We start from the raw sequence: 23,106 nt of genomic DNA, 5'->3' as shown, positions 1-23,106 counted from the left end.
GCCGGTCGCGTGCCTGAAGCCCGTTCTCGTGTCCTCTCCCCCGAAACGGCCCCTCTCGGCCGTACGGGCACATTAGTGGAGGCAACCGACCATGCGGACATAGAACGACTACCGCGCAATACGCAACAGTGAGAATCGGACTTTTCCGGCGGGGAGCCGGGTCATCCGTGACGGGTCATGGGTGACGGGTCATGGGTGGTGCGGAGAGCCCAGTCGCTCCCGGATGTCGCCGAAGTGATCGCGGACCGCGGCCTCGGCCCGTACGACATCGCCGCTGCGCACGGCCTCCAGGATCTCCCGGTGCTGCCGACAGGTGATCTTGGGGTCGGCGTGGCGGTCGACCAGATCGGTGCGCACCCGGTGGAAGGCGTCCCAGAACGCCTCCAGCATCTCGCTGAGCAGCCGGTTGTCCAGCCCGCGGTGAAGGGCGGCGTGGAAGGCCCGGTCGGTCTCGGCGCGCACCGCGCCCTCGGCGGCCTCCGACTCCATCCGCTCGACCAGGGCGTCCAGCTCGGCCAGGTCGGCCTGGGGTATCCGCCCGGCCAGCCGCGCGATCAGCCCGGTCTCCACCGCCTCGCGCAGCTCCAGCAGCTGGAGCAGGCTGTCCTCGCCGCGGTAGTGGCCGGCGACGGTGCGGAAGATAAGCCCCTCGATCATCGGAGCCATCGACATCGGGCCGACATAGGTGCCGAAGCCGTGCCGGATCTCGACGATGCCCATGGCCTGGAGCCCCTTGAGGGCCTCGCGCACGGAGTTGCGGCTGACGCCGAGCAGCTCCATCAGCTCGGTCTCGGTCGGCAGCGAGGCGCCGGAGGGCAACCGCTGGTCGACGATCAGGCGCTTGATGCGCTCCTGGATGTCGCTCGCCATGCCGCGAGTGTGCGCCGCCACAGCCACCTCCGATCCGATCAGCTTAGCGGGGCGCGCGGCCGGGTGGACCGCGGCGAGCGCCCTTGCAGGGCCGTCCCATCTGGGGGCGCTTCCGTAAGTCGCCCGAGCGTGTTGGAATGGGCCATACATGCCGCTACTGGCATAAGTAGGGCATTTACGTTCTCCCCAGGGGACTCGCGTGGCGCAGTCACCGCGGGCCCCCGTCGGCTGTCGGGGTGGTGCGGGAGCCGGTCTCCTCGCCACCGGGTGAGGTCTCGATGGAGGAGTGGCACGCGGCGAAGGCGACGGATCGCCCCCGGACCTGGAGCGAGGAGCGGCTCGCGCTGCTCTCGGCGGTCGACGCGGGGCTCACGGACCGCGAGGTGGTGCAGCACGCCCTGGACCAGGCGGTGGCGGAGCTCGGCGGCCTGGCGGGAGTGGTGCACTGGTCCTGCGGGCCGGCGGGGAGCTGTGCGCTGCGCCTGGTGCTCGCCACCGGGCTGCCCCGGCCCGCTTTCCGGGAGTGGGAGGAGATCCGCGAGGACGACGCCTCGCTCGCCCCGGTCCGCGCGGTGCGGGACGGCGGGTTCGTCTGGATGCCCGCTACGGCCCCCGGCGCCCCCGTCCCCGAGCCCCCCGTCCCCGACGCCGCCGCTTGCGATGCGCCCACGTCAGACGAGCCCGGGGCCGCAGTCCGCCTCTCGCGAGGGCGGTTGCCCCCGGACACCATGGTCGCCTCGGTCCCGCTGTCCGGCCCCGGGGCACCGCTGGGGGCGCTGTCCGTGCTCACCGGCCCCCGCGAGCCGACCGCCGCACAGCGGAGCTTCCTCGCGGCGGTGGCCGCCTGGGCGGCGGAGCGCCTCGCCCGTTCCTCCCCGCTGGACACCGAGCGCTACCCCTGGTGGCAGGAACAGGGGCGGGAGCAGCCGGGCGGATCCGACCTCCGGCTGGCCCTGGAAGCGGTCAAGATCGGCTCCTGGGAGTGGGGCATACGCACCGGCGACATGGTCTGGGACCAGGCGGGGCTCACCCTCCTCGGGATACCCGACGACTACGAGCACCGGATCGAGAGCTGGATCGACCTGGTCCACCCCGAGGACGTGCCGCGCGTGATGGCCGCCACCGAGGAGTCGCTGCGGACCCGCGGCATCTACGAGGCCGAGTACCGGGTCTGCCGCCCCGACGGAACCACCGGCTGGGTCCACAGCCGCGCCCATCTGGAGCTCGACGAGAACGGCGAACCCATCCGCATGATCGGCAGGGTCTGGGACACCACGGAGAGCCGGATCGCGCGGGAGTCGGTCGGCCGGGCGCTCCAGTACATGAGCGACGGGTTCCTGGCCGTGAACCGGGAGTGGCGGATCACCTTCCTCAATGTCGAGGCCGAGCGCCTGGTCGGCCCCGCCGGGGACGTACTCGGCCGGCTGCTCTGGGACGGCCCCGCGGGCACCGTCCCCGGCCTGGAGGGCCGCTGCCGCCAGGCCGCCGCCGACGGCAGGCCGGCGGGTTTCGACATCCAGTGGCCCACCGACGAGCGCTGGTACCACATCCGGCTGGTCCCGGTCCCCGACGGGCTGACGGCCTATCTCACCGACGTCACCGACCGGCGGACCCGCGCCGCGCGGCGTGAGGCCGCCGAGCGCGCCGCCGCCGAGCAGGCGGCGCGGATCAGCGAGCTGACGAGCGCCCTCGCCGAGGCGGTAACCACGCGCGATGTCGTCGATGTCGTGGCCGCGCACATCCTGCCGCCGTTCGGCGCCTCGGGCCTGTTGATCCAGGCGATCGAGGGCGACCGGCTCCAGGTGGTCGGATCGGTCGGCTATTCGCAGAACTTCCTCCACATCCTCGACGGGGTTCCGGTGCTGAACGGCTACCGTCCGGTCACTGACCTGATCAGCTCGCGCGTTCCACGCTTCATCTCCTCGGCCGACGAGTACGCAGAGCTCTTCCCCGACCTTGCCGGGAACCCCGCGATCGCGCACAAGAACGCATGGGCCATGCTGCCGCTGATCGTCTCGGGCACTCCTATCGGCTGCTGCACGGTCTCCTTCGACTGGCCCCGCCACCTCAGCGGGGACGAGCGCACCCTGCTCACCGCGCTCAGCGGCATGGTCGCCCAGGCCCTGGCCCGCGCGCGGCTCTACGACGCCGAGCACGCCCGCGCCCAGGCGCTCCAGCGCGGGCTGCTGCCCCGGGCCCTGCCCCCGTCCGCTGCCTTCACCGCCGCCGTCCGCTATCTGCCCGCCAGCAGCGGCACCGACGTGGGCGGCGACTGGTACGACGTCATCCCGCTGTCCGCGGAGCGGGTGGCCCTGGTCATCGGCGATGTGATGGGGCACGGGCTGACCGAGGCGGCCACGATGGGCCGGCTGCGCACCGCCGTGCACACGCTCGCCGACCTCGAACTGCCCCCCGAGGAGGTCCTCGCCCATCTGAACGACATCGTGAGCGACCTGGGCGACGACTCCTACGCCACCTGCCTGTACGCCGTGTACGACCCGGTCACCGGCGTGTGCTCGCTCGCGCGCGCCGGCCACCCCCCGCCGTTCATCGTGCGTCCGGACGGGTCGGTGGACAGCCTGGACCTGTCGCCCGACCCGCCCCTGGGCGCCGCCGAGCCCCCCTTCTCCACCGTCGAGTTGCGGCTGCCCGGCGACAGCCTGATGGTGCTGTACACCGACGGGCTGGTGGAGTCCGCCACCCGCGACATCGAGCGGGGCATCGCCGAGTGCTCCCAGGTGCTGACCTGCGGCCTCGGGCGGAGGCTCGCCGGTCTCCCGGCCGACGGCCCGCACACGGCGCATACCCCGCACACGGACGAGGGTCCGGCGGGGCCGCCACCGGACCCCATCGCGGACCGCGAGCGTCTCGACCGCCTCTGCGACGTCCTGATCAGCGCCATGCTGCCCGCCCAGCAGCTGACCGCCGACGACACCGCCCTGCTCATCGCCCGCCTCCACCGGCTGCCCGCCGAGGACGTCGCCGTCTGGCCGCTGCCAGCGAACCCGGTGGCCGCCGGCCACGCACGCGAGTACGTCCGGGAGCAGCTGGCGGCCTGGGGCCTCGACGAGCTGGTCATGACCACCGAGCTGCTGGCCAGCGAGCTGGTGGGGAATGTCGTCCGGCATGCGAAGGGGCCGGTCCAGCTGCGGCTGCTCCGGGGCCGGGCGCTGGTCTGCGAGGTCTCGGACGGCAGCGCCACCGTGCCCCGGATCCGCCGGGCCGCCGACACCGACGAGGGCGGGCGAGGGCTCCAGCTCGTGGCGGCGCTCTCCCAGCGCTGGGGCACCCGCTACACCGCCCACGGCAAGTCCATCTGGACGGAACAGGCCATACCGTCCGCCCGCCCCCGGGCCCGGGAGGAACCCCGAATCCGGGAATCCGCGGCCCAGGAGACGGGAGCGCTGGGATGACCGCACCGGCCGCGCCGGTGTACGGGGACGCGATCGCCAAGGTCGAGCCCTTCGGCACCGGCCATATCCCCGACCACGAGCGGCACGGCACGCCCCGGTCGCAGTTCTTCGTCTGGTTCGCCGCCGGGCTCAACTTCCCCATCGTGGTCCTCGGCTTCGCCGCCACCGGCTTCGGGCTGAGCCTCGGCGCCGCGATCGTCGCCATCCTGCTGGGCGCCCTCGTCGGATCTGCGCTGGTCGCCATGATGAGCCGGATGGGGGTGCGGCTCGGGGTGCCCCAGCAGGTCCAGGCCCGCGGACCGCTCGGCTACTACGGCAACTTCCTGCCCGTGGCCTATGTGAACGTGTTCGCCGGGATCGGCTGGGCGGCCGTCACCGCGATCCTGGGGGGCAAGGCCTTCGCCGAGCTGACCGGAGTGCCGTTCTGGCTGTGCGCGCTGGCGCTCCTGGCGCTTCAGGCGGCGGTCTGCGTCTACGGCTACAACATGATCAACAGCCTTCAGCGGGTGCTGGCCTATGTCCTCACCCCGCTGTTCGTGCTGATCACCGTGGTGGCCCTGGTGCGCGGCGGCGGCGCGGCGCATCCCGCCCGGCACCCGGGCGGATCCCTCGGCGCCGGAGGCTGGATCACCTTCGCGGGCTGGTTCCTGGCCTTTCTGGTGGCCTGGGCGCCGTTCGCCTCGGACTACTCGCGCTATCTGCCGGACACCCCGGAGGTCGCCCGGCGGGCGGCCTGGTACACCGGGCTCGGCAACTTCGTCACCATCTCCTGGCTCGGCACGGTGGGGGTCCTGGTGGGCAGCGGGGCCCACGGCGCGGACCCGATCGTGGCACTGCACCGGCTGGCCGGGCCGTTCGCCGCCCCCGCGCTGATCGCGATCGCGGTGTCGGCCTTCGCGCAGAACTTCCTGAACATCTACGGCAGCGCGCTTTCCCTCCAGACGCTGCGCGTACCGGTGTCCCGGGTCGGTGCGGTGGTCTGCGTCAGCCTGCTGACGTATTGGGTCGTGCTGTGGGGCGCGGCCGGTACGGAGGCGAAGTTCGTCTCGTTCCTCAATCTCACTACGTACTTCATCGCACCCTTTGTCACCGTCCTGATACTCCACTACCTGCGCGGCGGCGGGTCCGACAGCCGTCGGGTCGGTGAGCTGTACGACCGCGGCCGGGTGCTGGAGTGGGGGATCGTGGCCTGGGCCGGCGGGGTGCTGGCGGCCGTGCCGTTCTGGAGTTCGCGGCTGTACACCGGCCCGCTCGCGGCGGCGCACCCGGGCTGGGGCGATCTGAGCATGTTCGTGGCGGCGGCCGTGGCCGCGGTGCTCTATCTGGCCCTCCACCGGCTGCCGCCGCTGTGGACATGCGACAGGGGCCCCTCGGATAACCGAGAAGCCCCTGGTCAGTGGCTTAAGCCAAGGTGCGCCGCCAGGGACTCGAACCCCGGACCCGCTGATTAAGAGTCAGCTGCTCTAACCAACTGAGCTAGCGGCGCCTGCTGACGATTGAATCCTACCTGACCTGGCGGGGTGCTCCGGACCGGGCGCGCTCCATTGGTATGGACATGTCCCTGACTTGGTATGGACATGACTAAGAATTCGCCGCTACTCTGCGACTTGGTCTAGACCGCAATGCACTCGGCTCGCCGAAGCACTCCCCACGTCTTCAGGAGCGAAGCATGCGCAAGAAGATCAGCGCCGCTGTGATCGGCATCGGGCTCGCGGCGATCTCCGTCCTCACCACCGGCGGCAGCGCCGTCGGCCACGCCTACACCGACTCGCCCATCAGCCGCCAGAAGCTGTGTGCCAACGGCACCGTCACCAACTGCGGCGACATCCAGTACGAGCCGCAGAGCGTCGAGGGCCCCAAGGGCTTCCCGTCGGGCGGTCCGGCCGACGGCACGATCTGCGCGGGCGGCAACAGCAGGTTCTCCCAGCTGGACGACCCGCGTGGCGGCCAGTGGCCGACCACCAAGCTCACTGCCGGGCAGAGCTACACCTTCACCTGGCGCTTCACCGCCTCGCACGCCACGACGGACTTCAAGTACTACATCACCAAGAACGGCTGGAACCCCAGCCAGAAGCTCACCCGCGCGAGCCTGGATTCCGCGCCGTTCCTGACCGTCCCGTACAACGGCCAGCGGCCGCCGTCCACGCTCTCCCACGCGGGCACCATCCCGAGCGGGAAGACCGGCAGGCACCTGATCCTCGCCGTGTGGACCGTCGCCGACACCTCCAACGCCTTCTACGCGTGCTCGGACGTGCAGTTCTGATGAGCCCACGGGTCTGAACACCGCGGGGCCCGGCCCGTCAGCGTCCGCCTTCGGGTCGGGCCCCGCGCCGTCTCACACGTCGTACAGGCCCGCCTTCACGCCGCGTACGAACGCGGCCCAGACGGCCGGGGCGGTGCCGAGGACCGCGCCCGGGTCGTCGCTCTCGCGCAGCCGGACCAGGCCGTCCCACGCGGCGACCTCGACACACTGGCCCTCGCCCACGGAGTGCGAGGACTTGCGCCAGCGCGGGCGGGCCGCGCCGGCGGGCGGATGCGGGCTCGGGGCCGCGTCATGCGGGTTCTCGGGTAACTCGGGGATGTTCATGGTGTGGGGCCCTCTTTCCTACGAGACCGTCGAGGAGGGCCTTCGTCTCATCCGGCGACAGCGCGCTGTCGACGATGTGGCCGAAGGCGTCGGCGAAGACATTGACGTCGTCGACTCCTTCGACGTACACGGGGCCGCGCAGGTTCTCCTGGGTGACCACGTCCGGCATCGGACCGGGGAACCCCACGAGCGTGAAGGCGCCCGCGTCCCCCGGGTTGGGCGCGGCGTCGATCGGCATCACCTGGAGCGTGACCGTGGGCCAGTCCGCCACGTCCCGCAGCCGCCGCAACTGCTCGGTCATGATGGCCGGGCGGCCGGCGAACCGCCGGTGCAGGGCCGCCTCGTGGATCACGGCCCACAGCAGCAGCGGAGCGCGCGGGCGCGTCAGCACCGCCTGGCGGGCCAGCCGCACCTCGGCGAGCGCGGCGACCTCCGCCTCGGTGCGGGCGACCGCGTTGGCGGCGATCGTCTCCCGCGCGTAGTCGGGCGTCTGGAGCAGGCCGGGGACGACCAGCGGGGCGTAGTCGCGGACGCGTTCGGCGTCGCTCTCCAGCGAGATGTAGTCGGCGTACGCGGGGGCGACCACGCCGCGGTAGGTCTGCCACCAGCCGCGCTTCCCGGCGTCCTTGGCCAGCCTCTCCAGCGCCGCGCGCACCTCGGCGTCGCTGATCGCGTAGGCCTCGAGCAGGGTGGCGACCTCGGTGGCGCGGATCGTCGCGTTCGCGTTCTCTATCCGCGACAGCTTGGGGGCGCTCCAGCGGCGGGCGTCCGCGCGCCCCCTCTGGGCCGCGTTCAACGCCTCGGCGGCCGCGTCCAACGTCATCCCCGCTTCGGTGCGCAGCTTCCGCAGAGTGGACCCCAGCCGCCTGCGCCGCACGGTGGGCACTGGGTGGTAGGACATACCGCCAGTCTGACGTATCGCCAACTACGACGACCAGGCGGCATATGCCAGTCTTGCGTGAGTGGGTCGAAACATTGCGAGTAGCACGGACATGGGACAGGATCGCCTGTGCGACACGGCAGCGCGCCGTGCTCTGGAGGGCCCTGGACGACATGGCAGAGAACACCCCGCAGGGGGCACCTCCCAGCGGTGGCTGGGAGAGATACGAGCTACGTCTGCGCGTCCATCCGCAGACGCTCGCGGACGTGCGCCGCGTCGTGGGCGCGCGGCTGCGCCAGTGGGGCCGCGAGGAGTTGATCACCCCGGCGGCCATGTGCGTCACCGAGTTGCTGTCCAACGTCCATAAGCACGCCGCCTCGCCCGACTGCGTGCTCACCCTGGAGAGCCGCCCGTACGGAATATGGGCCGCCGTCAGCGACACCGAGTCCTCGCTGCCGGTGGTCAAGGAGCCTGACTTCCTGTCCGAGAGCGGGCGCGGGATGTTCCTGCTGAGCAAGACGGCCGACGAATGGGGCACGGACCTCAACACCACGGGAAAGACGGTCTGGTTCACGCTTCGTGCGGAATCCGTCGGTCCGTGAGCCGCCGTTCGGTAGCGTGCTGTGTGGATGACGATGGCGGCGCGTGAACCGGGGAGGGGCCGATGGATCCGCTGACGGCGGGAGCGCTGATCGCGGTGGTGTCCGGGGCCGGCGGCGAGGCCGGCCGGCGGGCGCTGGAGGGGCTGAGCGCGCTGTCCCGCAGGGTGCTGCGGCGGGGTGCGGCCGACCCGGGGGCGGATCCCGCGGGCGACCCGGGCGCGGACCCGGCGGGTGACGGCGAGCCCGTCACGATTCCGTACGACGACCCGGAGCAACTGCGCCGGCTGGCCGAGCTGCTGGTCGAACGGGCCCGTCAGGACCCGGAGTTGAGCCGCGATCTGGCGGCCTGGATGAGCCGGTACGGAACGCCGTCCGGAGAGGCCGGCGCCGTCCACAATTCCGTCTCGGGCGATGCCCGTATCACCGGGCCCGTTATTCAGGGCCGGGATTTCCACGGCCCCATCAGCTTCGGCTCGTAGCGACGGGACGCGGCGCGACGCGTCGGCCCCCGGCGCCCGGCGGCGTCTCACCCCCCGGACGGGGGTAGCAGGCATCCGGCGGGCGGCTGGCAGCAACCGGACAGCGGCTCGCGCCGCCGCTCGCCCAGTGTGGTCCCGTGGATGCGCTCGGTGTCGGGTCGGCGGCCGTGCGCCGGGGATGCCTGCAACTTCCTGACAGACGGCGTGTCGTTCCACGCGCGATGCGATGCGCTAGGATCTGACACGCCGTCATTTGCCAACTCTTTACCTAACCTGTTGCGTTGACGTCGTCGCTGTGTGCGAATTAGTGTCGTCGGCGAAATTGCATGGCAATTGCTCCTGCCTGCGTGGCGCAACAAGAAGAACGCGAGGCGGGAGTGGCACGAGCAACTGCACGACCAGAAATTCTCGAACCAGGCCCGAAATTCGATGAATAGGTCACCTTCGCCCAGCAGGGGAAGTCATGGTTGGTCTTGCGAGGATGCCCGAGCCGTCACCCGAGCACGGGGCGGCCGGCGCCGCGGGCTCCGACCATGTGGAGCGGGCGCTGCTGGCGGCGCACGACCTGATCGAGACCGCGGTGTCCCGGCACCGCCAGGATCTGGCCCGCCAGTCGTGGGTGCGGGCCGGGCCCGGCGGTCCTTCGGTCGCCGAGGCGGCCGTCCGGCTCATCGCCGGAGCCGAGCGGACCGTGGCCGTCGTCCTGTCCGGAGACCCGGAGCAGGAGGAGGCCGTCTGCTCGGCGCTCGCCCGTCCGCCCGTCCCCGGCCGTGAGGGCGTCGCCGTCCGGCTGCTGTGTCTGCCGCGCGCCCTGGCCGGCCCGCGAATCCGCGCGCTGGCGCGCACCGACCCGCGCTGCGAGGCGCGGACGACCGACGGCGGGTTACCCGAGGCCCTGCTCGTCGACGGCCGGATCGGCTACGTACGGCCGGAGCCCGAGCCGCACCGCGGGGCGGGGCGGGAGCCGGAGCGGGCGGGGCCGGGGGTCTCGCTCGTGGAGGACCCGGCCACGGTGCAGACCCTGGATCTGATGTTCGCCGGGGCCTGGGGGAACGCCGTGGCGCTCACCGAGCCCCCGCGCCCGGCCGGACGGCTGTGCACCGACTCCGCGCTGCTGATCCTGGAGTGTCTGCGGGCCGGCCTCACCGACGAGGTGGCGGCGCGCGACCTCAAGGTGTCGCTGCGTACCTACCGCCGGTACGTGGCCGAGATCATGCGCGAGCTGGGCGCGCACTCCCGGTTCCAGGCGGGGGTGCGGGCCGTGGAGGCCGGGCTGCTGCCGGGCCACCCCTGAGAGCACTCGAGACCTGACCATGTCGCGAGGCGGGATGACGAAGGCATGACCAAGCGATGACGGAGCGGATCAGCGAGGACGTCCTCGACCGCACCCTGCGGGAGGTGCGTACCCTCCTGGAGTCCACCGTCCACGAACACCGGGCCCGGCAGTCCCGGAGCGCGCAGTTCGCCGAGGTGGGGGTGGCGGACGCCGCCTTTCTCGCCGCCGCCGAGGAGGTCGCCGGCCAGGCCGTGCGCAGCGTCGACGCCGCCTTTCCGGAGCCGAGCCCCCGGCTGGCCGCCGACCACGCGGCCCTGCACGCCCTGGTCTCGGGCCTCGGCGACACGGTCGACGTACGGGTGCTGCGCACCCGGCCCCTGGCCGAGCCCGGCCCCGCGCTCGGGCCGGGCGGCGGCCTCGGGGCGCGCCCCGCGCAGATCCGGATCGCGGCGGTCGCGCTGCCCACGGCCGTGATCGCCGACGGCCGGACCGCCCTGGTGTGCACGGACTCGGCCGACGGGCGGCAGGCCTCGCTCGTCCAGGACCCCGCCGTCGTCGCCGCGCTGCACGGCATGTTCGGCAACATCTGGCGCACCGCCGCGCCCGCCGTCCGCCCCCTCGACTTCGGCAACCGAGCCCGCACCGAGATGGTGCGGCGGGTGCTGCGGCGGCTGGGGGACGGGGTCACGGACGAGGCCGCGGCCCGCGAGCTGGCGATCTCGGTGCGCACCTACCGCCGGTACGTCACCGGAATCCTGGAGTTGCTCGAGGTGAACTCCCGTTTTCAGGCCGGTGTGCGCGCCTCCGAGCTCGGCATCCTCGACCGATTCTCCGGCGGTGCGTGAAGAACCGGCGTGGACAACCGGTGACAACCGGCGGGAAGAACCTGCGGGAGAGTCCCGGGAACATCCCTGTCAAGATCGCCGTCAAGAGCCCGGCTAAGATCGCCGTCAAGCTCTTTTTCATGACGGAGCGATTTCCTTTTTCCCAACCGCATTGTGATCCGGAGCGGGCTGGCGATAGGTTGCACGCGGGCGTGCCGGGAGATCTGGCAACAGCCGGTAATACAAGGGGATTTGGGGATGACGCAAGGGCGCGGAAGGGGTGCGACCGCCACGGCGGGCGCCGATGGCGGACCGGGGACGGCCCCGCCGCATTCACCCCGTCCCGGACAGGTACGAAAGTCCGGCAAGAACAGCGGGAAGAACAGCGGAAAGGCATCACACAGGGGTCGCGGAAGTCAAAGCGCCCGAGGGGCGCATGGCCGCCGAGTTCGCGGGAACGCGGCGGGATCCCTGTTCCGCGGGGTGCTCCCGCCGCTCGTATTCGGGGCGGCCCTGCTCATCGTGTGGGATCTCGCCATCCGCGTCGGCGCCGTGGACACGTTCTACCTCCCGGCGCCGTACGACCTGGCGAAACATTTCGTCGACGAGTTGCTGCACGGCGATCTGCCCAAGTACACCGAGCAGACGGTGCGGGAGGCGCTGGCGGGCTGCGGCATGGGGCTCGGGGTGGCCCTGCCGCTCGGCTACCTCATCGCGCGCAGTGACCTCGCGGCCTCGGCGCTCCAGCCGTATCTGGCCGCGTCGCAGGCGGTGCCCGCGGTGGCCCTGGCCCCGCTGTTCGCGCTGTGGTTCGGCTACGGGCTGCTGCCCTTCGCCATGCTGTGCGCGCTGCTGGTCTTCTTCCCCATCCTGGTGAACACCGTACTGGGCCTGCGTTCGCTGGACCCCGATGTGATGGGGGCCGCGCGCGTGGACGGCGTGGGCTGGTGGGGGATGCTGTGGTACATCGAGCTGCCGCTCGCGCTGCCCAGCATCCTCACGGGGGTGCGCAACGGCTTCACCCTGTCCATCACCGGTGCGGTGGTCGGCGAGTTCGTCATGGGCGGCGAGGGGCTGGGACAGCTCCTGTCGGTCCAGCGGCAGGAGGCCGACACCATTGGGCTGTTCTCGACGCTCGTCATGCTCGCACTTCTCGCCGCAGTCTTCTATGGCGTGATTCGCCTGGTCGAGCGGCTCGTACAGCGCTGACCGACATCTTCCACTCATTGAGGAGAAGTACGTGCGTTTGGTTAGGACGTCCACGAGGCACACCCCGAGACACCGGGTCATGGGGGCGGCTCTCGCGTCGGTGGTGGCGCTGGCCACCCTGACCTCGTGCGCCGAGAAGCCGAAGGACGCGGGGGACAAGGTCGGAGAGAGCATCACGGTCGGGCTGACCTACACGCCCAACATCCAGTTCGCCCCGTTCTATGTGGCGGCCGAGAAGGGGTACTACAAGGACGCCGGGCTGAATGTCACCCTGCGTCACCACGGTGCCGCGGAAGATCTTTTCGGAGCCCTGAAGTCGGGCAAGGAAGACGTGGTCTACGCGGGCGGGGACGAGATGCTCCAGGCCCGCTCCAAGAATCTCCCCATCGTGGACATCGCCACCTTTTATCAGAAATACCCCGTGGGTCTGATCGTCCCCAAGGAATCCGACATCAAGAAGCCCACGGACCTGAAGGGCCGTACGATCGGCACCCCCGGTCCCTATGGCGAGACCTATTTCGGTCTGCTGGCCCTGCTGAAAGAGGGCGGCCTCTCTGTCAAGGACGCCGACGTGAAGAACATCGGCTTCACCCAGCAGGCGGCGCTGACCGGCAAAAAGGTCGAGGGTGTGATGGGTTACCTCAACAATGACGCCATCGCCTTCCAGGAGGCCGGCAAGGAGGTCCGCGCCCTGACGCTCGACGGGGGTGCGGAGGGCGACCCGCTGGTCGGGGTGGGAATCGGTGTCGAGAAAAAGACGCTGGACAAGCGCGGCGACGACATGAAGAAGTTCGTCGAGGCATCTCTGCGGGGTCTGCGGTACGCCATCGACAACCCCGAGGAGACCGTCAAGCTCAGCGAGAAGTACGTGCCCGGGCTGGGAGACTCCAAGCGGCACAAGAACGCGCTCGCGGTGCTCAAGGCCACCACGCCCATGATGCAGAACGACGCGGGCGACCTGGGTGCCAACGACCCGCAGAGCTGGAGCCGCATGGCGGACTTCATGTACGAGCAGGGGCTGCTGGAGAAGACGGTCACCCCTGAAGAGGCGTACTCCAACGACTATCTGCCCAAGGCGTAGTCAGCCACACCCGGCCGGGCGGCGGGAGCTCACCCGCCCGCCGCCCGGTGCTCCGTCGCCCGGTGGTCCGTCGCCCGGTGGTGCAGTGCGCCCGCCACCGCGAACGCCGCCGCCGCGCCGCCCGCGAGCGCGATCCAACTGCCCGTCGCGGAGGTGTGCGCGATCACCAACAGCCCGATCGGCGGCCCGGAGGCCGTGCCGAGGTTCCACGCCAGCGACGCCAGCGCGCTCGCCCGGCCGACCGCCGCCTCCCCGGACCAGCGCAGCAACAGCGGATAGAACGCCGAGGAATACATCAGCTCGCCCGCCGCGAACACCACCGCGAAGGCCAGCAGCAGCCCGTACCGCACCACGGACGAGGCCGAGTCCCCGGCGAGCACCGCGCCGAGACCGCAGCCGAACGCCGCCGCCCACAGCACCGGACCGGCGGCCAGCGCGACCGTCTCCGGCAGCCGCTCCAGCCGGCGTCGCAGCAGCGGCTGGAGCGCCACCAGCGCGAACGAGTTCGCCGCCACCACCGCGGACACCCACCCCAGCGTGACGCCCATGTGGTCGTGCAGCAGCAGCGGCACCGTGGCCTCGATCTGCGTGAAGCCGACGATCGCGAACAGCGCCTGGGCCAGCACCAGCAGCGCCATCGGGCGGCCGCGCAGCAGCGTGCGGTAGGTCGGCCCGCCGCCCGGCTCGCTCTTCTCTTCCCGTACCTGGGCGGACTCCCGCGGCCGCAGCGCCCAGATCGCCACCATCAGCGGCACCGCGGCCGCCGCGTTGGCCACATACAGCCAGCGCAGCGTCCCGACCGGGGCCTGCGCCCCATGCAGCATCAGCCCGGCGACGACCGAGCCCGCCCCGATCCCCACGTTGTTCACGATGTGCCGGACGGAGAAGGCGGTACGGCGCCCGCTCTCCGGGACCGCGGCGTCCACGACGCCGACGATCGAGGCGTAGAACAGGCCGAAGCCCACCCCGACGCACGCGCCCGAGATCAGCACCGGAACCACCGAGTCGACCGGCGCCAGCGTCCCGTACCCGACCGCCAGCGCAGCGGCGCCCAGCGCCCCCACCCGGTGCGGCCCCGCCCGGTCCGCGAGCGGCCCGCCGAGCAGCGCGGCCGCGAAGCTGGCCGCCGCCATCGCGATGAAGTAGCCGCCCGCGGCCCGGGAGCCCAGCCCCAGTAGCTCGCTGATGTAGATGGCCGTGAACGGGAAGCAGAGGCCGTTGCCGAGGGTGGACAGCAGCAGACAGCCCATGAGCAGGCGAAAGCGCCGCCCCAGGGACTCGCGGGGCGGCGCGGCGTCTGCCGTCAAGAAGCCCGCCCGGCGCCCAGCGCCTCGCGCACCTTGAGCAGCTCCTCCACCTGGCGCAGGTCGTACGGCGCGGCCAGGGACAGCACCACATGGACCGCTCCGGCCTCGGCGAAGCCCTCCACGAGCGGCAGCTGGTCCGGGTTGACCATGACCGTACGGGCCACCTCGCCCGGGTCGCGGCCGACCCGCTCGCACCACTGGTCCAGCACGCCGTTCAGCTCGCGGAAATCGGCGACCGGGTCCTCGGAGGCCCAGCCGTACCAGTTCCACCAGTCGGCCTCGCGCGCCACCAGCTCCAGCGTGCGCCGCCGCCCGGCGCCGCCGATCAGCAGCGGAAGCGGCCCGGCGGGCCCGGGGTTGAGCTTCCCCAGCCGCTCTTTGACGGCCGTGAGGGAGGCGGCGAACGCGTCCATGCGCTCGGCCGGCCCCGGGAACGGGATGCCGTACTCCGTGTGCTCCGCCTCGAACCACCCCGCGCCGAGCCCCAGGACCAGCCGCCCCCCGCTGAGCTGGTCCACGGTGCGGGCCATGTCGGCGAGCACATGCGGATTGCGGAACGCGGTGCAGCTGACGAGGGGGCCGATGGTGGCCCGGCTGGTCTCGACGGCCATCGCGGACAGCAGCGACCAGCACTCGAAGTGGTTGCCGGCCGGGTCGCCGTGGTGCGGCAGGAAGTGGTCCCAGGTCCAGATCGAGTCGACGCCGAGGGCGTCGGCCTCGCGCCAGGCGGTGCGGAGTTGGTCGAGCTCGGTGTGCTGGGGGTGCAGCTGCACGCCCACGCGCAGGGTTCTCTGCGGCACGGTGTTCCTCTCGGTAAGTGGGTTTTGCTCCCCGCGCCCCCAAATCCAGCCCCTCCGGCGATTGAGGAGCGGGGTCTGGGGCGGAGCCCCAGAGCCGTCCGCAGGGCTACGGGGTCACGACGACCCGGTAAACCGGCGTCTCCGCGGCCTGCTTCAGCGCCTTCTCGACCTCGTCCAGCGCATACCGCGCCGTGACCAGCGTCTCCAGCCGCCCCGTCAGCGCGCCCCCGCGCAACAGCTCCGCCGCCGCGCGCCAGTCCTCCGGCTCATGGCTGAAGGAGCCGGTGACCGTCAGCTGGCGGCGGTGCACCTCGTAGCCGGGCAGCTCGGCGGGCGGCCCGCCGGGGGAGCCGCCGAAGAGCACGATGCGGCCGCCGTCGCCGACCGTGGCCAGCGCGGCGGCGATGGCGTCCTTGGAGGCGATGGTCACGAACACCACGTCGGCGGCGGGCAGTTCACCGAGGTCGTCGGGGGTGACGGCCGCGTCCGCGCCGGCCGCCGCGATGGCGGCCAGGCGCTGCTCGTCCCGTTCCACCACGGCCACGCTGCGCGCCTGAAGCGCCTTGGTCACGGCGAGGTGCAGATGGCCCATGTAGCCGGCGCCGATCACGGTGACCCGGTCACCGGCCCCGAAGGCGCCGCGGCGCAGCGAGTGGACCACGCAGGCGAGCGGCTCGCCCATGGCGGCGACGGCCGGGTCGGTGTCGCCCACGGACCACACCCGCGAGGCGTCCACCTTGATGTAGTCCGCGAGCCCCGCGCCCATGGCGATCGCGCCGTCCTCGCGCTTGTGGCCCTGGAGAGCGACGCAGATGGCGGACTGGCCGGCCCGGCAGCTGCGGCAGGTGCCACAGCGCGGGAGCCCGTCGATGGTGACGAGGTCGCCGACGGCCGGCATGTCGTCGAGCCCGGTGGCCTTGTCGCCCACCTTCTCGACCCACCCGGCGATCTCATGGCCGGCGGCGGCGGGGTAGACGGTCATGCGTCCGGCGTACAGGTTGGCCTCCATGGTGCACACCCCGCACGCGGCGATGCGTACGAGCACCTCGGAGTCGCCCACGTCCGGTACAGGTATCTCTCTGATTTCCACCTGTTCTGGCGCGGTGATGACAGCTGTACGCATGGGAACTGCCTTCCGAATTACGGTCGTTGTGCCCGGAGGCTATGCCTGGGCCGGGGACCGAGGCAAGGAAAAGATCACAAGCCGTGTGCGTCGGAAGGGAGTTGTCGGGCGGATCAGGTGGCGGGGAACTCCCCGCACCGTATGGCGGTGACGAACGCCGTCCAGCCGTCCGCCGGGAAGACGAGTGCCGGACCGTTCGGGGCCTTGGAGTCCCGGACCGGTATCACACCGGACGTGGCGAAGGTGGGGGAGAACTCCACGCACTGCCCCCCATCGCCCCCGCTGTAGGAGGACTTGACCCACTCGGCGACGGTGAAATCGAGGTCAGCGCTCATGATCCGTGCTCCTTCAACAGGGTCCTGATAAGGGCTAGCGATTCGCCCGGGGACAACGCATGTGCCCTCAGCCGATCGTAGTTATCCAAGGCCGCCTCAACCGTCCTGGCCGAGTCGTACAGCCTGCCTCCTTGCGGCCCGTCCGAGTAAAGCACGGTGGGTGAGTCAGCGAACATCAGCAACGTGAACGGCATCATGGCGTTCGTGGCAGGGGCTCCTGCCGAGAACGGCATGACCTGGAGGTCTACCTGCTGTGACGCGACTGCCGTCAGCAAGTACTCAAGCTGCCGCGCCATGACTTTGGCGTCACCTACGACCGTTCGCAAGCATGCCTCATGAAGGATGACCCACAGGAGCGGCGGAGTTTCCCGTTCGAACACCTCGCGACGCCGCAGTCGTGCGGCAACCCTGCCCTCAATCACCTCCGCTTTCTCCCGAGGGTGGGATGCACGGAAGATGGCCCGCGCGTAGTCCTCGGTCTGGAGGATGCCCATCACGAGGTTCGCGGAGTAGTCCAGTATCCGCGAGGCCTTCTGCTCCAAGTTGAGGTACGGGACGAACCACAAGGGGTGGTCCCCCTCGTCAATCCGCTTCAGCAGCCCAGCGAACAGCCCGTTTGTTCCGAACGCCAGGTCGCAGCCTCTCGCGAACTTCTCGCTGGGCATCTGCTTCCCCGACTCCACAGTGCTGACGTAGGCCTCCGAGTAGCCCGTCGCTTTACCTAACTGCTTCTGCGTGAGTTTGCGTCCGAGGCGTACGCGCCTCACATCCGCTCCGAAGCGCTGAAGAGCGTTGGGCGGCTGACTGAAGTCTTCGGACGGGGTGGTCTCGTCCACCACTCTGACCTCCCGTTACGGAGTCACGACCGGGGGTACCGCGCGCAGCAGACTTTGGACCCGGCGCTGAAGTCCCCCAAGTCTATGGGACGTCGTGTTCTCTTGGTGACCGATGGACTACGCCCGGTGCGCATCCGGGGCAGTCAGTCGCCACACCACCGGCCACACGCAAGACCCCCGCAACCGCATGCACCGCGGCCCGGGGGCGTGGCCCACAACCCCTGGGAGGTTGATGAGCGTGTCAGAGGCTATCGCGTGGATCTTCGAAGCGCTGCTACGTCTACTGCTGCCGCCGTCGGGCCGTCACCGCGCCGCGCCGCACCAGCACACGCCGACGCTGCCGCGTCCGGCCCGAGTGCCCCACGTACCCGCACAGCCCGTCCTCTCCGAGCTGCCGGACGACCCCGCTCCCGCCATGGTCCGGCCGTACGTCCTCGCGCACGCGCAACGCGAGGAGCGCGCTGCGCGTCGGCTGCGGCGGACGCTATGGCTGGCTGTGCACGGAATCGACATCGGCCCGCGCGTCATCCATGGCGTGAGGGTGGTGGCGTAGATGACCACTCCGGCAACGCCCCCACCGCAGCAGGGGCAGGACGACGGACCGCAGGGGCAGGGCGGCGACGATCGCCCCACTCTTGAAGAACTGTGGCAGCAGTCCACCGCCCTGAGTGAACAGATTGCCCAGCATCTGGGGCGGGGGCCGAAGTGACGAAGAGGACCGGCATTCAGCCCAGCCTCGCGGTCGGCATGGTGGTCTACGACCGGCATTACGACATGCCCGCGACCATCACCGACTTCGTCGGGCCGTTCGTATGCCTCACCCGCCCAACCGGCCTCACCTGGCGCTCGCCCCAGGCATCCGTACGCCCCGCCACCACGTACGAACGGCGGCAGCTACGCGCCATCGCCCGGCTGCACGCCCAGCGTCAACGAGGCATCGCCTCCGCGCGGACGCCGCCCTCTGCCGGGTGACCACCGTTTCCGTCCCCCACGGAAACACCCCGGCAGGGGCGCGGGCTCGGCGGCTGAATTTGCGGTGAGTATCGGACAGCGACACGCCGACGCCATGGCGTGTCGCTGTCCGATACTCACCGCAAACTCGGGGCCCGCGCAGACAGAACTCACCGAACACCTCGCCAGAGCGGACGATCAACCCATGCCACATGGACCCTGGCACGCCGAATGGACGTTCATCAGCGAAATCGGGGTCACCACAGGTACTGCACACACGCCACGGTACGTGGACCTCCGCACGACCGTATTCAAGGCCGCCGACGAGTCGATACGGGACCGGTCGCACGAGGAATCCGGCGAGCGAGCCGAGCCCTGGAAACTCCTGGTCGGGGCCCTGTACTCCGAGGCCATGCTGTCCGCGGACGAAGTCGGCGCATGGCAGTACGTGAGCCCGGACGGCTGGGCGCACGTAACCATCCGATTCACGCCGTAGCGACCAGGCTGTCGAACCGGAGACGGTCGTACGTGGTGAACGCCGGTTCCAGCGCATCGAGTTCGTCGATCAGTGAGTGCAGCCGCTCAGACCACGGCGCTGAACCGGCATCCGGCTCGTTTGAAACGGGATACGCCGCGCTGATCGCCTCCGACGTACTCAGCCGATGTGGAGGATCCGAAAGCGATCGGGTTCCGCCGGATCTCGGTCAACCACCTGGACTGGCGCCCAAGCCCATTGCCAGACGTTGATGCCTGGCGTGCGGGAGAACCGGATCTGCCCGCGCGTGCCTTCGACTGCGACGCGCGGCCAGGATTCCGCGATGCGCGCCCGGTCCGTGCCGTGGGAGCGCAGCACATCGGTGAGGACGGCGACCGTGTCGTAGCCCTCGAAGGCGACGAAGGAGGGCGCTTCGGCCAGCCGCTCGCGGAGGGCCGTCTCGACCCGTGCGCCGAGTGGGCTGAGGTGCTCGGGCAGGTAGCGCAGGAACGGGATCGCGGCTCCGTCGTCGCCCAGCAGCTGCGCCCATTCGGCGAACTCCGGTTGCCCGGCCGGAGCGCCGATCAAGATCTCGGCAAGGCGCTGGTCGCGGCGGACGGACTTGACGATCGGCACGGCCGGTTCCGGGTGGCCGACCAGAAGAAGGAGGGCTGTCGCGCGATGGCCGACGAGTTCGTCGCACACCGCCTCGGGGGTGAGCGCGCGCATGTCGAGTTCGATGAGGGTGCCGCCGCGTGGAGCGAGGTGGTCCCGCAGAATGCGGGCCCCGGATGCCCAGTAGACGCTCGGCTCGGCTGCTACGGCGATTCGGCTGTGGCCCGCGCCGAGGACGAAGTCCGCGTAGATCTGCCAGCCGTGGGATTGCGCCGGGGCGAGGCGTGCGACCCATTCCGTGGGCTGTTCGGTGAGCGTGTCGAGAACCGCGGACGAGCAGAGGAACGGCAGGCCGAGGGCGTCTGCCCTGGCGGCGGCGGCGCGAGCGACGACGCTGTGATACTCGCCCGCCAACGCGGCCACGCCGAGGTGAGCCAGTTCGTCCACGGCCGCCGCGGCCCTCTGTGGATCGGCCGCGGTGTCCCGGACCACCAGCTCGAGTGGTCGTCCGGCGATCCCGCCGGCGTCATTGACCTCGCGAACGGACAGCTCGAGGCCGGCGAGCAGGTGTCGGCCCGCCTCGACCCAGCCGGGCCGGGTCAGCGGAACGAGAGCGCCGATCCGGACGGCTGATCCGTCGGTCCGCTCCGAGCCAGGTGGCGATGGTGGCGTGTTCATGCGTGGGCGTCTCCTGAGCGACGATTCGGTAGCAGCATCAGCAAGCGCAGTGAGCGGATCCGACCGGCGCCGTCAACGGGTCGGCCGCGCGCCGCACCACACCGTTCGGGCCCTCGACCGGGAAACCCTCACGGATCCAGTACTCGATGCCGCCGATCATTTCCTTGACCTGGTAGCCGAGCCGGGCGAGGGCGAGCGCGGCACGGGTCGCGCCGTCGCAGCCGGGCCCCCAGCAGTAGGTGATGACCGGAACGGCAGGGTTCAGCAGGTTCGCGGCGCGCGCCGGTATCTCGGCGGTCGGCAGATGTACCGCACCGGGGACATGCCCCTGCGCCCACGCCTCGTCCCCGCGTGAGTCGATGAGCACGAAGCCCGGGTCACCGGACTCCAGTGAGGCGCGGACATCGGACACATCGGCCTGGAAGGCAAGGCGTGCGGCGAAAAAGGCGGCCGCCTCTGCGGGTGCCGTCGGCGGCACCCGCAGGGCCGCGCTGATCAGGGTCTTGGACATGTCCTCAACGCTAGGCTCCCCGCCCATTCCCCAGAACTCAAGATCAACGGTCCGGCCCGCACCGCGCCGTGCAATTCGTGGTATCCATCGGCTATGGCCGCTGATTCCCTTGACACAACCGATATACGCATCCTGGAAGCCCTGCAACGCAACGGCCGCGCCAGCTACGCCGAGCTGGCCCGTAGCGTCTCCATGTCGCCGAGCGCCGTCACGGAACGCGTCCGACGGCTGGAGGAGAGCGGCGCCATCTCCGGCTACTCGGCCATCGTGAGCTCCGAGGCCCTGGGGCTCGACATCCTGGCCTTCGTCCGTCTTCGCTACCCCACTGGCAACTACAAGCCGTTCCACGACCTGCTCGACACCACTCCCGAGATCGTGGAGGCCCACCATGTGACGGGCGAGGACTGCTTTGTCCTCAAGGTCGTCGCCCGCTCGATGCGCGACCTGGAACGCACCACGGGCCGCATCGCCGCCCTGGGCTCCGTCACCACGAGTGTCGTCTACTCCAGCCCGCTTCCGAGCCGCTCGGTGACGACGGTCGTGTCCCGGGTACCGTCCGGAGGGTCCGCCGACTGACCCACCGGCCCCGCCTCAGGCGGTCGTGGGGACGAGCCGCCACTGCTGGCAGTTGTTGTTCAGCCAGGTCCACTGGCGTACGTCCGCGCCGTCCGCCGTGGAGCAGTCGGCGACGTCGGCGACCTTGCCGCTGTTGGCGTTGGTGATCCGGACGTGGTCACCGCCGGTGTAGACGAGCCGGAACTTCTGGCAGTTGTTGTTCAGCCACGACCACTGGCGGATGTCGGCGCCGTCGGCGGTGGAGCAGTCGGCGGTGTCCATGACCTTGCCGGTGGCCACGTTCACCAGGCGGCTGGTGTCGTCGCCCATGTCCTCGACGCGCCACTTCTGGTTGGCGCCGCCGGTGCAGGTCCACTGGAAGATGTTGGTGCCGTCGGCGGTGTTGCCGCCCGATACGTCCAGGCACTTGCCGCTGTTGCGGTTGACCAGGGTGTACGCGGTCGGGGTGGTCGCCGTCTCGCCGGACGGGCCGGGCAGGGTGGTGCCCAGGGCGACGGGGGTGCCGAAGTTCGGGGTGCCGTCCGCGTTCCAGGTGAACTTCTGCGCCCGGGGCGTGCGGCCGTTGCCGCAGCCGCCGCCGGCCGTGTTGTTGCCGTGGTAGACGATCCAGTTCTCGGTGCCGTCGGGGGAGGTGAAGAACCCGTTGTGGCCGGGGCCGTAGACGCCGGCCGCGTCATCGCGCTGGAAGACCGGCGTCTGCTTCTTGGTCCAGGCGGCGGGGTTCAGCGGGTCGGCGCCGGTGAGCTCCAGCCGGCCCAGCTTGTAGTCGGGGGTCTGGCAGGAGCTGGCGGAGAAGGTCAGGAAGGTGCGGCCGCCGCGGTAGAGCGGCTCGGGGCCCTCGTTGACCGGGCTGCCGGAGGTCTCCCAGCTCAGGGTGGGGCTGGAGATGATGGTGAAGGTGGAGTCGGCGAGCGTGTACGGGTTGCTCATCGGCGCGATGACCAGGCTCTGCGCGCTGCCGTTGATGAAGCCGCTGCCCACCAGGTACAGCTTGCCGCCGTGCCGGAGCACGCTGGCGTCGATGAGCCAGCCGCCGGGGGTGAGGTTGGATCCGGTGAGGCTGTTCTTGTAGGTGTACGGGCCCATGGGGTCGGAGCCCGCGCTCTCCAGCACATGGGTGCGCTGGGAGTCGCAGCAGGCGGAGCCTCGGTTGCCTGCGGAGTAGTACAGGTACCACTTGCCGTCGAGGAAGTGGATCTCGGGTGCCCAGAAGTTGGAGTTGCGGCCCGAGGTGGAGTCGGACCACACCTGGACGCTCGGCGCGGTGGAAAGGCCGGCCAGCGTGGGCGACTTGCGCATGGTGAGCTCACCGGTGAACGAGGTCGTCACCAGGTAGTAGCTGCCGTTGTAGTACTCCAGCCAGGGGTCGGCGCCCTTCTGCGCCTTGACCGGGTTGGTGTACGGCCTGCCGTCGGCCGCGGCGGCGGCCTGCGCGGACTGGACGGTGACCAAGGGCGCGAGCAGGGCCAGGAGCGCGGCCCCGAGGATCAACCAGCGGCGGGTGCGGGTGCGGAGCACGGCAAGTCCCTTCCAGCGGCGGCCTGTTCGAAATTACGAACGCTGTACGTGACTTCGGCCAGAAGGTAGAGGCGGCGCCGGACGGGCGTCAAGAGAACGGACGCGTTCGGTGACGACGGCCCGAGTGCGTACCGTCAGCCGCGCTCGGCGCCGTGTATGG

24 protein-coding genes and 1 tRNA gene are annotated in these 23,106 nt (G+C 70.7%); 13 read left to right on the top strand and 12 right to left on the bottom strand.

The window, feature by feature from the left end; genetic code table 11:
* Positions 1 to 189 precede the first annotated feature (189 nt).
* On the bottom strand, positions 190 to 870 hold the full coding sequence (locus tag ACZ4WQ_RS43355; RefSeq protein WP_358844614.1) for a FadR/GntR family transcriptional regulator: 681 nt from the start codon (positions 868 to 870) through the stop codon (positions 190 to 192).
* Positions 871 to 1,106: 236 nt separating this feature from the next.
* On the opposite strand from ACZ4WQ_RS43355, the gene ACZ4WQ_RS43350 reads away from it, so the two are divergent.
* The gene (locus ACZ4WQ_RS43350; RefSeq protein WP_468022849.1) at positions 1,107 to 4,283 is read left to right on the top strand and encodes an ATP-binding SpoIIE family protein phosphatase; all 3,177 of its coding nucleotides are present in this window, start codon (positions 1,107 to 1,109) and stop codon (positions 4,281 to 4,283) included.
* Positions 4,280 to 5,734: a purine-cytosine permease family protein gene (locus tag ACZ4WQ_RS43345; protein ID WP_468022887.1), complete on the top strand. Its 1,455-nt coding sequence runs from the start codon at positions 4,280 to 4,282 to the stop codon at positions 5,732 to 5,734. Before ACZ4WQ_RS43350 ends, ACZ4WQ_RS43345 begins: the two co-directional genes overlap by 4 nt.
* Here ACZ4WQ_RS43345 and ACZ4WQ_RS43340 read toward each other — a convergent pair.
* Positions 5,696 to 5,769: transfer RNA gene (locus tag ACZ4WQ_RS43340), tRNA-Lys, on the bottom strand. The two genes, ACZ4WQ_RS43345 and ACZ4WQ_RS43340, sit on opposite strands and share 39 nt — an antisense overlap.
* Positions 5,770 to 5,952: 183 nt before the next feature.
* On the opposite strand from ACZ4WQ_RS43340, the gene ACZ4WQ_RS43335 reads away from it, so the two are divergent.
* Positions 5,953 to 6,546, top strand: coding sequence for a lytic polysaccharide monooxygenase auxiliary activity family 9 protein (locus ACZ4WQ_RS43335; RefSeq protein ID WP_311727273.1), 594 nt, complete (start codon positions 5,953 to 5,955; stop codon positions 6,544 to 6,546).
* A 72-nt stretch (positions 6,547 to 6,618) separates the two neighbouring features.
* On the opposite strand, the gene ACZ4WQ_RS43330 is transcribed toward ACZ4WQ_RS43335, so the two are convergent.
* On the bottom strand, positions 6,619 to 6,870 hold the full coding sequence (locus ACZ4WQ_RS43330) for a DUF397 domain-containing protein (RefSeq protein WP_398897146.1): 252 nt from the start codon (positions 6,868 to 6,870) through the stop codon (positions 6,619 to 6,621).
* Positions 6,836 to 7,771, bottom strand: coding sequence for a helix-turn-helix domain-containing protein (locus ACZ4WQ_RS43325; protein ID WP_311727271.1), 936 nt, complete (start codon positions 7,769 to 7,771; stop codon positions 6,836 to 6,838). Before ACZ4WQ_RS43325 ends, ACZ4WQ_RS43330 begins: the two co-directional genes overlap by 35 nt.
* Before the next feature lie 152 nt (positions 7,772 to 7,923).
* Between ACZ4WQ_RS43325 and ACZ4WQ_RS43320 the strand changes: the two genes are divergently transcribed.
* The 6 genes from ACZ4WQ_RS43320 to ACZ4WQ_RS43295 all read left to right on the top strand — a co-directional run bounded on the left by ACZ4WQ_RS43320 (position 7,924) and on the right by ACZ4WQ_RS43295 (position 13,221).
* Positions 7,924 to 8,352, top strand: a complete 429-nt coding sequence (locus ACZ4WQ_RS43320; protein WP_385340379.1) for an ATP-binding protein — start codon at positions 7,924 to 7,926, stop codon at positions 8,350 to 8,352.
* 62 nt (positions 8,353 to 8,414) lie between these two features.
* Positions 8,415 to 8,831 (top strand): hypothetical protein, encoded by a 417-nt coding sequence (locus tag ACZ4WQ_RS43315; protein WP_385340381.1) that lies wholly within the window; start codon positions 8,415 to 8,417, stop codon positions 8,829 to 8,831.
* Positions 8,832 to 9,312: 481 nt separating this feature from the next.
* A complete protein-coding gene (locus tag ACZ4WQ_RS43310) occupies positions 9,313 to 10,125 on the top strand; it encodes a helix-turn-helix transcriptional regulator (protein ID WP_311727268.1) in 813 nt (270 codons plus the stop codon).
* 56 nt (positions 10,126 to 10,181) lie between these two features.
* The gene (locus ACZ4WQ_RS43305) at positions 10,182 to 10,952 is read left to right on the top strand and encodes a helix-turn-helix transcriptional regulator (protein WP_311727267.1); all 771 of its coding nucleotides are present in this window, start codon (positions 10,182 to 10,184) and stop codon (positions 10,950 to 10,952) included.
* 627 nt (positions 10,953 to 11,579) lie between these two features.
* Entirely contained in the window at positions 11,580 to 12,140 is a 561-nt protein-coding gene (locus tag ACZ4WQ_RS43300) for an ABC transporter permease (RefSeq protein WP_311727467.1), read from the top strand.
* Between the two features lie 79 nt (positions 12,141 to 12,219).
* A complete protein-coding gene (locus ACZ4WQ_RS43295) occupies positions 12,220 to 13,221 on the top strand; it encodes an ABC transporter substrate-binding protein (RefSeq protein ID WP_311727266.1) in 1,002 nt (333 codons plus the stop codon).
* A gap of 29 nt (positions 13,222 to 13,250) precedes the next feature.
* Here the strand turns inward: ACZ4WQ_RS43295 and ACZ4WQ_RS43290 are convergent, their stop codons facing one another.
* From ACZ4WQ_RS43290 to ACZ4WQ_RS43270, 5 genes are all read right to left on the bottom strand, one after another.
* On the bottom strand, positions 13,251 to 14,528 hold the full coding sequence (locus ACZ4WQ_RS43290; protein ID WP_468022848.1) for an MFS transporter: 1,278 nt from the start codon (positions 14,526 to 14,528) through the stop codon (positions 13,251 to 13,253).
* Entirely contained in the window at positions 14,525 to 15,328 is an 804-nt protein-coding gene (locus ACZ4WQ_RS43285; protein WP_358844624.1) for an LLM class F420-dependent oxidoreductase, read from the bottom strand. Before ACZ4WQ_RS43285 ends, ACZ4WQ_RS43290 begins: the two co-directional genes overlap by 4 nt.
* A gap of 106 nt (positions 15,329 to 15,434) precedes the next feature.
* A complete protein-coding gene (locus tag ACZ4WQ_RS43280; RefSeq protein ID WP_468022847.1) occupies positions 15,435 to 16,451 on the bottom strand; it encodes a zinc-dependent alcohol dehydrogenase in 1,017 nt (338 codons plus the stop codon).
* Between the two features lie 113 nt (positions 16,452 to 16,564).
* Positions 16,565 to 16,786, bottom strand: a complete 222-nt coding sequence (locus ACZ4WQ_RS43275; protein WP_385340390.1) for a DUF397 domain-containing protein — start codon at positions 16,784 to 16,786, stop codon at positions 16,565 to 16,567.
* The gene (locus tag ACZ4WQ_RS43270) at positions 16,783 to 17,622 is read right to left on the bottom strand and encodes a helix-turn-helix domain-containing protein (RefSeq protein ID WP_385340392.1); all 840 of its coding nucleotides are present in this window, start codon (positions 17,620 to 17,622) and stop codon (positions 16,783 to 16,785) included. The genes ACZ4WQ_RS43275 and ACZ4WQ_RS43270 overlap by 4 nt, the downstream gene beginning before the upstream one ends.
* A gap of 232 nt (positions 17,623 to 17,854) precedes the next feature.
* Between ACZ4WQ_RS43270 and ACZ4WQ_RS43265 the strand changes: the two genes are divergently transcribed.
* The 3 genes from ACZ4WQ_RS43265 to ACZ4WQ_RS43255 all read left to right on the top strand — a co-directional run bounded on the left by ACZ4WQ_RS43265 (position 17,855) and on the right by ACZ4WQ_RS43255 (position 19,069).
* Complete coding sequence (locus ACZ4WQ_RS43265) at positions 17,855 to 18,175, top strand: hypothetical protein (protein WP_385340394.1); 321 nt, start codon at positions 17,855 to 17,857, stop codon at positions 18,173 to 18,175.
* Between the two features lie 152 nt (positions 18,176 to 18,327).
* On the top strand, positions 18,328 to 18,594 hold the full coding sequence (locus ACZ4WQ_RS43260; RefSeq protein WP_385340399.1) for a hypothetical protein: 267 nt from the start codon (positions 18,328 to 18,330) through the stop codon (positions 18,592 to 18,594).
* 184 nt (positions 18,595 to 18,778) lie between these two features.
* Complete coding sequence (locus tag ACZ4WQ_RS43255; protein WP_398369005.1) at positions 18,779 to 19,069, top strand: hypothetical protein; 291 nt, start codon at positions 18,779 to 18,781, stop codon at positions 19,067 to 19,069.
* Between the two features lie 159 nt (positions 19,070 to 19,228).
* On the opposite strand, the gene ACZ4WQ_RS43250 is transcribed toward ACZ4WQ_RS43255, so the two are convergent.
* A complete protein-coding gene (locus ACZ4WQ_RS43250; RefSeq protein ID WP_398369007.1) occupies positions 19,229 to 20,341 on the bottom strand; it encodes an ABC transporter substrate-binding protein in 1,113 nt (370 codons plus the stop codon).
* 37 nt (positions 20,342 to 20,378) lie between these two features.
* Complete coding sequence (locus ACZ4WQ_RS43245) at positions 20,379 to 20,852, bottom strand: rhodanese-like domain-containing protein (RefSeq protein ID WP_358844638.1); 474 nt, start codon at positions 20,850 to 20,852, stop codon at positions 20,379 to 20,381.
* A gap of 93 nt (positions 20,853 to 20,945) precedes the next feature.
* Between ACZ4WQ_RS43245 and ACZ4WQ_RS43240 the strand changes: the two genes are divergently transcribed.
* Positions 20,946 to 21,428 (top strand): Lrp/AsnC family transcriptional regulator, encoded by a 483-nt coding sequence (locus tag ACZ4WQ_RS43240; RefSeq protein ID WP_385340405.1) that lies wholly within the window; start codon positions 20,946 to 20,948, stop codon positions 21,426 to 21,428.
* A gap of 15 nt (positions 21,429 to 21,443) precedes the next feature.
* Here ACZ4WQ_RS43240 and ACZ4WQ_RS43235 read toward each other — a convergent pair whose 3' ends face one another.
* Positions 21,444 to 22,946: a family 43 glycosylhydrolase gene (locus tag ACZ4WQ_RS43235; protein ID WP_468022846.1), complete on the bottom strand. Its 1,503-nt coding sequence runs from the start codon at positions 22,944 to 22,946 to the stop codon at positions 21,444 to 21,446.
* Positions 22,947 to 23,106 lie beyond the last annotated feature (160 nt).

This window comes from Streptomyces sp. NPDC028305 (genome assembly GCF_055569495.1).
The sequence above is the reverse complement of the archived record's forward strand: the minus strand, read 5'-3'. Positions and strand labels throughout refer to the sequence as shown.